Origin of the sequence: Serratia sp. ME47 (genome assembly GCF_903970925.1) — a bacterium.
Taxonomy (GTDB): Bacteria; Pseudomonadota; Gammaproteobacteria; order Enterobacterales; family Enterobacteriaceae; genus Serratia; species Serratia ureilytica.
This window is the reverse complement of record NZ_CAJCKE010000050.1, coordinates 1-8,893: the sequence shown is the minus strand read 5'-3', so window position 1 is coordinate 8,893 and position 8,893 is coordinate 1. Positions and strand designations below refer to the sequence as shown.

The window sequence follows — 8,893 nt, the reverse complement described above, 5'->3', positions numbered from 1 at the left end:
TATCCATAGGCAACAATGCATTGCTCATAGGTGCACCTCTGACTGATTATTTATCACTCAGCCAAAGTAACAATTTTGGTGAGGCAACAGTGCGCGTTTGGTAACAAAAATGCTGAGTCAATGCGCGGCCAATGTACTTGACGTCTAATACAATTTTGACCATTCTTCGGAATCGCCGGAATCACTGATCGAAATCATCGGAATACACATTCACTGTTGACACTGTCAACAGTGGTGACTTTTCAACCACCACTACCAGTGGCAGTAGTGGTCTATTTTTGAACAAATTGATTATCTGCACTCACGACTCATTTTTTTGCCCTTATCATTTGCTGGCGCAATTTGGCCACAACGCCACTTACATGCTCCCGCGACGCCAGATGTTGGCGGACGGGACCTGCTGGTTTTGCTGGCGCCGCAGAGCAAGGTATTTGGCGTCGTGTTACAGGCCTGGCAGGTTCTGGGGATTTGGCACTCGCATACAATTCACCGTTTCTGGCGCGCTTGATGACCGCCAGTAGCCAGCCAGTGGGATTATTCAGGGTGCCTTTGGCCATTGCCTGCTCAAGACTCTCCAGCACCTGACGGGCAACCTCTGCAGGCAATGCCTTAAGCTGCTCGCCAATCTGCCGCTGATCATCCGTCGCAATGATGTTCTGCAGTTCGGCCGGCAACTCAGGTACGTACGTTGTTTTATTCACACTCTGTGTGAAAGAACGTACGTTACAGTTCGGTTTCGTTGATGCACCGTAAGTAATTGATTCCAGAATGAGTTCGGAAAGCGAACTCGGTGTTTTGCCTTCCTGTTTTACACTGAGTTCGGTATCCGAACCCGGGGATTTTTTACTGAGTTCGCCGTCCGAACTGGGGGAATTCTCCTGTCGTTGAGACACTCTGGCGGCCATCTGTTGCGGGGTTTGTGGTGAGCCCAGTCGTTCAGCAATGGCCGCCATTTGGGAATGCTGATGACGCATTGTCGGATCATGTTGAATATCGGACAGTACCGACCAGGCCGTCTGGCTGACGGTGCGGTTTTTATGCGCGCAGCCCATGGCGACCGTATCCAGCCAGGTCGGATCCAGTGTCTCCGCATCACGGGCCGAGAGTGGTTCATCGTGTTGGGCATAGATATTCCCCCTCACCCGCCCCTGGCCGTCACGCACACGCCGGCACAAACTGAGCCAGCCGGTCAGGCGTAACATCAACAGCACGCGGCTGACGGTCTCGCGAGATGCCTTACCGTTAAACGGCGAGGCGAGCTGCAGTTGCAGTTCGTCATAGGTCGGGAACACGGCACCCTGGTTCTGTTGTGCGTACAGGCGGATCATTATCCACGCAGTTTTATCCAGCGGTGACAGACGAGTGTCCAGGAGCAACCGGCGGGGGATGGAATCATGCACATTGCCCATGTACAGCAGACCGCTACGCAGATTCGTGACATCGGGACTCCCCGCGTGCTTTTCCGCGCCTATTCGTTCCGCCAGGCGGGCATTCATTTGTTCGAGCGTAAAGGTGATCAGGCTGTCATCAGGTGTGTTGTTTATGCTCATCGATTTTGCGTATCCTTTTACGCTGCCCCCGCCCACAGGGCGAAGGCATCAAGCGGTTGTTGGCCTAACGGCACTCAGGCCTGTACCCGACATCAGGTACAGGGTGAATGTCATCACTTCCACAGTTCGTTGTTGTAGCGTTCATGGGTCAACAGCTCCCAGTCATCACCACTGTTTCGGCTGAGCAGTCGCCAGCTGGTACCGATATCAATCTTCATCCAGGCACGCCCGGGGGCGTGCTTGCCTTTAACATGAAGGTGCTTGTAGTTACGTTCCCCGCGGCGGAAACGCCTGACCTGCTCCTTCGCCTTTCTCTGGCAGGATGGTGGCGCCGAACGGGGGACCTGCAACCCCGGCATTAACATCACGGGCTTCATGCCAGCCTCCTTGTATTTCCTCCCGGCGTAGCGCGTGGCGTACGCACCGCCTGAATGGCTTTTCTGGCCGTTGCCGTCTGAGGGGCATCGAAGCTGCGGACGGCGTGCCAGACAGCCGTCAGAGAAACATCCATCTGTTCGGCGGCCAGCATCATGACGTCCAGTCCATCGGCACTGGAGGCGTCATCGATGTCGGCTTTTTGCCACTGGCGCCACAATGCCGCGTTCTCGTCGTCGCTGAGCGCTGCACAGCGCCCCTGGCGAATGTTGATACCGGTCATGCGTCGGCGGGCTGCAACTTCAACGGTCGAGAGGCCAAAATAGTGCTGCATCATTTCGATAGAGCCCCCCAACGCCAGTGCACGATCAATCCGCTGCATACGTTGCTGCTCACGGCGCGCATGTTGCAGCATCAGAGAAAAATTCTCGTGATGGATTTGGAAGGTCAGCACCGATACCGAGCTGTTCATGAGGTAATGCAGATCTTCAATGGTCAAACCGTGCAGCAGTTGCATCTCCTCCGTGGTCAGCCCCAGAGATTCACAGCGGCGGATATAGCCTGATTTAAGTTCCATCACGAGCTGAGTGAGCAGGCTGTTCGTCGCCTGAGACAAGCTATTACTCATAGTGCCCCCCCCTGAATTTTGGAAAAATATCTCGAAAAAACAGCAAACAAGCATGCCAGCAACACCATGGAAACGAACAGGAATGGCAACGCTGAAATGAAGTTTTTGCCCTTGTCCTTAAACCACGTTCTGGGATCAGGAACGTCGCGCATAAACAGGAACCAAAAAATGAAGGACAGCATTGTGATAAGGAATAGATAAAGGTTCATGAATTGCGTCCTCCCTGATAACCAATGCCAGTGGTCACAGCCCCCTGAACACCCTGGTGTAAACGGGCGTTCTGGCCTGCCTCGAATCCACGTAAACGGGCAATATCATCACCGCGGCAGGTTTTCGGGGCGCGCGTTTGCAGCTCCCCCATCTTTTGACTTTCCAGCCAGGCTCCCATCAGCTCGCATTCCTGTTCTGTCACGGTAAACGTCGTGATGACTCTGCGAACGCCGGCAACCCAGCCGGCACGAAACTGCTCAGCTCGGGCACGCCGCGTGCTCATTTTCAGGCGCTTATTCTGGGTTTTCAGATAGTCTGCAGTCGCATCTTTCAACTGCCGGCTCAGAACATCGAACGCATAAGCCGCAACGGCCGGCCGCTCACTAAAACCGTAGAACGTCACGTTGCGGCGCGGGCCAGACGCGGTATCCCGCCAGGAAAAATACAAACTGCATCCAAAGGCACGGGCAATCGCCCACGCCAGCCCGGACATCCATTCAGGTAATTTTTGTTTCGCTTCGGAAGGTGCTCCCTGGCTCGGTGCCGTCTGGATAGAAGACAGGCTGGCGTCCAGCTCGCTGATGCCGTATTTCTCCATCAGCTTTTGCGCCCGTGCTAACGCCAGCCCAGCCTCATGCGCATTACTGTTGCTACGGGCCAGCTCAAGCAGTTTGCGCACCAGTTTCACCAGGCGCACCTGTCGTTGTGAATGGCTCATCAGGCTGTCTCCTCTGTTGCAGATAAATCACGCTGCAGTTCACGCAGACGGCGTAAGACGCGAATAAGGCGCATCAATTTCACGGCATGAATATCGTCAAGCAACGGCCAGTCAGCAGCATTTTCCGACCCGATGAGGGCTTCATTGAGCGAGCTGGATGAGGCGCCGTCCGGGTTGTTGCCGGCAAGGGTCAGGAGTAACGCGGTGAAGCGAGAGGGACGTTCGGCAGTCAATGCGTAGCCGGCAGCCTGCAAGTCGGCTTTATCAGCTTTGATTTCAGCCTCGCAGCCCGCCACTTCGGCCAGTTCGAATGCCAATCGGAAGGTGATCACCTGCAGGTGCTCGATATCATCCTGCAGGGCAGAAATAGCCCAAATGGAGGAGACTGGCTCAAGTCCTACCTCGGCAAAAGGCACCTCTGCAACAGGGGTTACACCCTGATTTGGCTGTGTCCCGGTATTGCTGTGAAGGGCTGTCGACTCATGAGTGTCAGGCAGGGGGACGGTGGTATTCTCACCGTCTAAAACCGTTTCAACGTCACCCGACAACACAGAAGGCGCACCGTATAAATCTGGCTGAGTTTCAACACGGCGTTCAGTTTGAGTTGCAGGCGTTTCCTCTTCCTGAGCGTTCTGTGATTCATCATCGGCATCACCCGTTGACCCAGGCAACGCGCTGTCCAGTACCAAAGAAGAGCCCTCCCCCTGCACTTCAGGTGCCGTCGGTCCGTCGGTATTTTCCTGCTGCAGTGCTGGCGCCAACTCGACAGTATTGCCCTTGCCTGACAGCTCAGGCGTTAATGCCGGCTCAGGCTCACCGAGGTGCTTACGCCGGTTTTGCTCTTTGGGATCGAGCTCCAGTAGCCAGCGGTCATAATTGAGCAACGGATGTGGCAACGCGTTAATGAGGGCACCGATCAACTCATCACGGAACATATCCAGTGAATACAATTCAGGATCATTAAATTGAGAACATACCCTACCGAATACCGACTTAAATGCCTCTTGAGATCCCCCCTCTATTACAAAATCCAGCCAGGTCTTTTCGGCATGAGCACGCAATGCAAGTAAATGCTGAATCTGAGGGCGCCCCAAACCTGACTCAAGAAGTGCTGGCATATAAGGGTGCAGATACTGGACGGTGTCCTCCATCCGACTAATGTTTGAACTATGGACTGGATAGCCAGACTCCCCCAACAGCGTTGAAAGCTCACGTAAAGAGACAGTTTTACCCAATTGCTCTTCAAAAAGAGTACGTGCCTGCTTGATCCCAAACGCTTTTTCGATAAACGTCAGATCTCCACGCACTTCATTTTCAGCCAAATGACCAATGACACAGGACAGCCGACCTGGCCAGGGTTTGAACACACAAGGGAAGCGATAAAATCGCTCTTCTCCCGTTTCCTGCCAGAGCTCGGAAAGAATGGCATAACGCGTATTGCCTCCATCACTGAAAAAGTACCCCAGCTCTGGACGCTCCGGATCACGAGTTACTTTTGGCACCGTGTCCAAACCGCGCGCCCGAATTGACGCTTTAATATCATCATATTTGGGGTTGCGGGTTGTGCGCGGGTTATCCGGGTTCGGGTTCACTTCATCCAGTGTCAGCACCAATGGCATTTCACTGACGGGGGTCTCCGCCGCCACAGGGGCCAAAGGTTGCGTGCCTGCTGCAGTCTTGCCCTGCTGGAGCAAAGCACTGTTCAGATCGAGGATCTTGGTTTTAGGACGCGCCATGATTACGCCCTCCCCGAATATTGATCATACAGACTATCGTGGAGGTTGCTGAAAGCGGTGAATTGCCCTTCAAACTTGACGCGAACGGTACCCGTTGCGCCCTGCCGCTGTTTACCAATGATAATTTCTGCCGTGCCGGCATCATCAGAGTCAGCGTAATAGACCTCGTCCCGGTAGATGAAGGCGATCACATCAGCATCCTGCTCCAGCGCACCGGAGTCTCGCAGGTCACCATTAAAGGGACGTTTGTCAGCACGGCTCTCCAGCTGACGGTTCAGCTGAGACAGCGCGACGACGGGACAATCAAGTTCTTTGGCCAGCGCTTTCAGACTGCGGGAAATTTCTGAAATTTCCTGGGTGCGATTTTCCTGCCCTGGGCATCGCATCAGCTGCAGATAATCGACCATGATTAAACCCGGCTTACCGTACAACCGGGTGTAACGCCGTGCCCTGGAGCGCAGCAGTGCGGGGGTCAAAAACGATTCATCGTCAATAATCAGACGGTCTTCCAATGGTAACAACCGCTCCAACGCTTTGGAAATACGCGCCCAATCTTCATCATCCAACTGGCCGCTGCGCAACCTTGAAAGTTCAACCCGCCCGTCAACAGCAATCAGGCGTTGGAGCAACTGCTCGCGCGGCATTTCCAGGCTAAAGAAGAATGCAGGTTTCTCCGTGCCTCGAAGCGCGCCGGTGTAAGCGCTCAATGCAAAGGCGGTTTTACCCATCGACGGCCGTGCGGCAAGCAAAACCAAATCTCCCGGCTGCAAACCACACGTCATCACATCAAGCTCTGAGAAGCCGGTCGGGGTGCCGGTGATACCATTACCGCCATTCACCGTCTCCAGATAGGTCACGACAGCATTCAGCCCATCGGTCAGGCTGACATTCTGCTGTGAGTGGGTTTGCTCAGAGAGCTGGAACAATTGCTGTTCAGCCCTTTCGGTCAGGGCGGCAGAGTCTGCACGGGGATTGGCAGCATTAGCGCTCAATTCACGCCCGAGCTGCAACAGGCTACGCAGTCGACTGCGTTCAGCAACAATCCCGGCATAGGCGACAATATTGGCTGCACTCGGTGTGTTTTTAGACAACTCCGCCAGATAGGCAAAACCGCCTACCTGTTCGAGTTCACCATTTTTTTCCAGTGATTCGTGGAGCGTAATCAGATCAATCGGCTGCTGAACAGCCATTAGGCGAGCCATGGCCTGGAAAATGCGACGATGTACCGCCAGATAAAAATCACGATCTCCAACTAATGGCAGAATGTCATCCCACCGCTCGTTATCCAGCATCAAGCCGCCGAGAACAGCCTGCTCGGCATCCGAAGAATAAGGAATATGCATATCAGTCATGACGCACCTCCGATCCTTCACCGTCAGTTGTTAACGGGTGCTTAAGAAAAGTCGGACAGCATGAACATACCCCCATCCCGGTTTCACGATTGACCTTAAGCCAACTGCATGACTTGTTGTTTTTATCCAGGCAAGCATGGCCATCTGTACAACCGCACCCTACGCAAGTTGCCTCTTTTAGGTGGGTATTCTCGGCATCGGCGCCACAGATGTGCTCAAGTACCGCGGCGGCCTCATACGGGGCCTCGGCCATTTCGTGAAGACATTCAGCATCATAGATGCTGGCAGCATGATTGGTTTTTGCCATCATCAACGCATGCATTTTCAGCATGCGACGCAGCGCATTCTCCGTGGTTTCCAAATTACTGTTAAGCACATTGACGTAAGCCAGGAGATGTGGTGCTGCAGCGATCAGATAACCATTAGCCCGTTGCTCCTCAAGACTCACATCACGGCTCCCACCGTTATCCGACCAGTGCTCTAGCCCAAGTTTTTCCCAGTCTGGAACAATCGCGACATTAGGGATTTCCACATGCTCGAAGCCGTTGATATCCACGACAGTGACGCCATCGCTATAGAGTTCAAGAACCTGCCAGGGTGCAGGTGCGGCTAACTCGCGCTGTTCATTAAGAAAGGTCACTAGCTGTTCAATATTCATTGATTTGCCTCCTGGTGCAAAACGTCGAAGTCGGCAATCCAGTGAGGGAACAACTCGCAGGCCAGCTCATACATAGTGTCAGCAGCAGCGAGCGTTGATGTACGAGTGGTGGTTCTTTCGAGACGATGAACAGGTTGACCGGAAGCATGCCCCATTTTGTAAATTTCAAGCTTGGGGATGATGGTGTCGAGAAGGGAGACGTCGAAGGTATCTGCACACAGATACTGCCCGTTTGCGATAATGCCGCGCAGACTATTCAGAGTCTGCCAATCCAGATTCGTGTACTCCATGCAGTTCGTCAGAATACGGATACGTGGTAACGCAATGCCGTAGCTGGTCAGCGGCAATAACCCCTCCATCAACCCCAATGTGCCACGCAGAAACTCACGCGTATCTGGCAATATAGGCTTGATAACACCGACAGCGAACTCCGTACTGGCAACCAGAATCAGTTCGAGCATCACAGACGCCGCGCCTTTGGAGTCAATGATGATGACGTCGTACTCGTTGAACAAAGGGTGCTGCAGAACATTCTTCAGCCGCATACGACCATCAGGGGCATGCAACATGGCAGAAGATAAACGGTCGTGGGGATCGTTGGAAACGATAACATCGAGATTAGGGATAACAGAACGAGAGATGATTTGTTCGGGGTGATTGAGGTCGACAGTCTTCATCAACAGTTCATACAAACCGTTGGGGGCTTCATATTCCAGGGAGAAAATGCTGCTTGCGGTGGGTTGGGAGTGGTCACCATCTATGAGGAGAGTCTTTTTACCTGCATCAGCAAGGAAGCCGGCAAGGTTGGCACTTTGAGTGGATTTACCCTCGCCGCCTTTGGTTGAAACCATAGGCACAATTTGAGACTTAGTACTGTTATAAACAGTAGTGGCTTTTGTGACGATATTTTCCATGTGTACACTCGAATAAAGTATTCGATGAGTACAAATTCGATGCAGAAACTAATTTCACACTGCGATAATTCAACTTACTAGCGAAGAGAGGATTGAAAATCCCCGTGTCCTTGGTTCGATTCCGAGTCCGGGCACCATATTTAGAGAACCCAGCCTATGGCTGGGTTTTTGCTTTTCAGGGACTGGACTCTCCATCGAACTGCATTCGATTATTCGGCCAAGGGCCTCACCCTGCGGGCCAGCGCTAAAGCGCTGTTCAACACGGCGCCAGCGCCGGTTGTCCGAGTCCGGTCGCCCTATTTAGAAGAACCCGCCTATGGCGGGTTTTTCGCTTTCTGGGGTACGGACTCTCCATCGAACTACGTTCGATTATTCGGCCAAAGGCCTCACCCTGCGGGCCAGCGCTAAAGCGCTGTTCAACGCGGCGCCAGCGCCGGTTGTCCGAGTCCGGGCACCATATTTGAAGAACCCGCCTATGGCGGGTTTTTCGCTTTCTGGGGTACGGACTCTCCATCGAACTGCGTTCGATTATTCGGCCAAGGGCCTCACCCTGCGGGCCAGCGCTAAAGCGCTGTTCAACGCGGCGCCAGCGCCGGTTGTCCGAGTCCGGTCGCCCTATTTAGAAGAACCCGCCTATGGCGGGTTTTTCGCTTTCTGGGGGACGGGGATCGGGAGAGCACACGTCTGAACTCCAGTCTCGAGATTCCATCTCGTATGCCGGCTTCTGCTTTTAAAAAAAAAAAAGTATATGA

The 8,893-nt window shown here is 53.5% G+C and carries 8 protein-coding genes; all 8 read right to left on the bottom strand.

What is annotated here, in order from left to right:
- Positions 1-308: 308 nt before the first annotated feature.
- Complete coding sequence (locus H7A77_RS25035; RefSeq protein ID WP_182074806.1) at positions 309-1,550, bottom strand: STY4528 family pathogenicity island replication protein; 1,242 nt, start codon at positions 1,548-1,550, stop codon at positions 309-311.
- Positions 1,551-1,663: 113 nt separating this feature from the next.
- Positions 1,664-1,927: a hypothetical protein gene (locus H7A77_RS25030; protein ID WP_043143926.1), complete on the bottom strand. Its 264-nt coding sequence runs from the start codon at positions 1,925-1,927 to the stop codon at positions 1,664-1,666.
- On the bottom strand, positions 1,924-2,553 hold the full coding sequence (locus tag H7A77_RS25025) for a DUF2857 domain-containing protein (RefSeq protein WP_060558267.1): 630 nt from the start codon (positions 2,551-2,553) through the stop codon (positions 1,924-1,926). The genes H7A77_RS25030 and H7A77_RS25025 overlap by 4 nt, the downstream gene beginning before the upstream one ends.
- Before the next feature lie 205 nt (positions 2,554-2,758).
- Entirely contained in the window at positions 2,759-3,481 is a 723-nt protein-coding gene (locus H7A77_RS25020; RefSeq protein ID WP_182074805.1) for a DUF2786 domain-containing protein, read from the bottom strand.
- Positions 3,481-5,217 (bottom strand): ParB family protein, encoded by a 1,737-nt coding sequence (locus tag H7A77_RS25015; RefSeq protein WP_182074804.1) that lies wholly within the window; start codon positions 5,215-5,217, stop codon positions 3,481-3,483. The genes H7A77_RS25020 and H7A77_RS25015 overlap by 1 nt, the downstream gene beginning before the upstream one ends.
- A 2-nt stretch (positions 5,218-5,219) precedes the next feature.
- Entirely contained in the window at positions 5,220-6,569 is a 1,350-nt protein-coding gene (gene dnaB-PI, locus H7A77_RS25010; RefSeq protein ID WP_182074803.1) for an SPI-7-type island replicative DNA helicase, read from the bottom strand.
- Positions 6,562-7,227 carry a hypothetical protein gene (locus tag H7A77_RS25005; protein ID WP_182074802.1) on the bottom strand — a complete coding sequence of 222 codons (666 nt, stop codon included), beginning with the start codon at positions 7,225-7,227 and terminating at the stop codon, positions 6,562-6,564. Before H7A77_RS25005 ends, dnaB-PI begins: the two co-directional genes overlap by 8 nt.
- Positions 7,224-8,141 carry a ParA family protein gene (locus H7A77_RS25000; RefSeq protein WP_182074801.1) on the bottom strand — a complete coding sequence of 306 codons (918 nt, stop codon included), beginning with the start codon at positions 8,139-8,141 and terminating at the stop codon, positions 7,224-7,226. The genes H7A77_RS25005 and H7A77_RS25000 overlap by 4 nt, the downstream gene beginning before the upstream one ends.
- Between the last annotated feature and the right edge of the window lie 752 nt (positions 8,142-8,893).